Annotated in this window: 1 protein-coding gene and 3 pseudogenes; 2 read left to right on the plus strand and 2 right to left on the minus strand. The window is 65.2% G+C overall.

The features are described 5' to 3' along the window. Window positions 1-102: pseudogene (locus AB0I10_RS21925) on the plus strand (IS5/IS1182 family transposase); the annotation flags it as partial. Window positions 103-372: 270 nt separating this feature from the next. Here AB0I10_RS21925 and AB0I10_RS21930 read toward each other — a convergent pair. Continuing rightward, window positions 373-951 carry an amidohydrolase family protein gene (locus AB0I10_RS21930; protein WP_363154227.1) on the minus strand — a complete coding sequence of 193 codons (579 nt, stop codon included), beginning with the start codon at window positions 949-951 and terminating at the stop codon, window positions 373-375. 36 nt (window positions 952-987) lie between these two features. Further along, window positions 988-1,083, minus strand: a pseudogene (locus AB0I10_RS21935) (GNAT family N-acetyltransferase); the annotation flags it as partial. Between the two features lie 240 nt (window positions 1,084-1,323). Here AB0I10_RS21935 and AB0I10_RS21940 point away from each other — a divergent pair. Beyond that, window positions 1,324-1,803: pseudogene (locus tag AB0I10_RS21940) on the plus strand (hypothetical protein); the annotation flags it as partial.

Consider the following 1,803-nt stretch of genomic DNA (forward strand, 5'->3'; position numbering starts at 1 on the left):
CGCCTCCGGATCCGCTACGAGATACGCGCTGACCTCCACCTCGGTCTGCTCCAACTCGCCTGCAGCATCATCTGCTTGAGACGGCTTCGAACCTCTTTCTGAAACGATCAGTTAGAGCGCTCGGCAGTAGGTGTCCGCTGGGCCATCCAGCGGACACCTACTGCCGGGCGCTCTTACGGCTGGAGTATTTACTCCAGCCGTAAACCGTGATCTTCATGTCTGATTCGCGGCTTGTCGCCGGTACGGCTGGCCTGGGCGCAGGCGTGGTGGCAGCGCCGCCAGGCGGACCGATCGAGCCGGTGGGCCACGTCAGGCACGCACTGGGCGACGAGCATCGTGAACAGCGCTGGATCTCGTTGCAGGTGAGCGGGATCAGCCCTTGATTATCCTTCCAGCTCGGATCACGGCGCGGATGTCGAGCATCATCTCCAGATGCTGCAGCGGATTGCCGGGTACCGCGATGAGGTCGGCGTCGTAGCCGACGGCGATTCTTCCTTTGCGATCGGCCAGCCCGCATGCCTGTGCGGCAAGGGAGGTGGCCGAAGCCAAGGCTTTAGTGCTGGGGAGGCCGAGAGAGCCGAAGTGGATGATCCCGTACGGGAGCACACCGTGGGGCTTACGGGGACCGGCACCGGCATCGGAACAGCAGACCAGCCGCGCTCCTTCGCGGTGCATCCGTGCGAAATTCGCACTGCGCTGCCATGCTTCGGTGGCGCCGATGAAGATGCCTGCCTCCACCACGGCCCCAACGGTCTTCCAGTCGGGCTCGACACCGTCCTCGGTGAAGAAGGAGGCATGCTCGAGGCCGTCGACGCCGGCTGCGACGGCATCAGCCATCCCCTGCCGGCCGTGCGCATGCGCGGTGACCGGCGTGCCGTGCGCATGGGCGACCCGGGTCACCGCGGCCAGTTCTTCGCGTGTGTACGGGGTGCACCACGCGATGCTTGGCATCGCCCGCCTGCACGATTGCCTTCGCCGGATGACAGCTCACGCGCCGCCCTCAAGGCGGGCGTGGAGGTGCATGTCGTGCCAGCCATCCAGTTGCAGATGCGCGCTTCGCCGGGTGCCTTCCAACACGAAGCCTCTTACCAACAGGTAGGCCCCGAGATGCAGCATCAGTGCTCCGGGAGCAAGGTGAAGGTAGGGGCGGCAATCCGCATGGCCCCGAGGCCGGCGAGGCCGGGGCCGCACACTGTGGCCTGGCTTCCGGAGTGGTCGTCAAAACCGCAGAGGCATCGTCAGCCGCCCGGTCGATCGCGGCGTTCCAGGCCCGCCGCGCTGGATGCGACATGCGAAAGTCGCGCCGTGGAAGGCGGATCAGGAATGCCGAACATTCGCATTGACGCCAGCAGCCTGTCGAGCAAGCAGTTCCTCATACCAGGGCAAACCGCGACCCCGGTAGACGGAACGACAGCCACCTCCTTCTCACTTGCCGCCGGAACATATGCCTTCCAGCCAACGGGCGGGGCGCTGGGCACCGTCAACTTTGATGTCACTGAAGATGGGCTCGTCACGTACGACCCCGCGAATGACGCCTTCCTGAGCGGCCGGGGAACCGACACCCTCATCGTGCGAGGCTTCGCCATCACCATCGACGGGCGTGCCCTGTCTCACGACCTCAGCCCGTTCCTGATGGGCAACTCGGATGTGCTCTCACGCACCTCCACCCACGATCTGACACTGACCCCCGGAACCTATCTGCTGGCGTTGGCGGGAGTGTTCGCTGACTTCACGTTTGTCCTCAGCACGGATGGTCAGGTGTCGGTCGAGCCCCGCTTCGCCGGCTTCGCTGAAGCCTCTGGG

Source organism: Streptomyces sp. NPDC050636, from assembly GCF_040654775.1.
Classification (GTDB): Bacteria; Actinomycetota; Actinomycetes; order Streptomycetales; family Streptomycetaceae; genus Streptomyces.

Bases quoted from the DNA above. Each gene is read 5' to 3' on its own strand.
- AB0I10_RS21930 (WP_363154227.1), bottom strand. From the start codon at position 951: ATGCCAAGCATCGCGTGGTGCACCCCGTACACACGCGAAGAACTGGCC.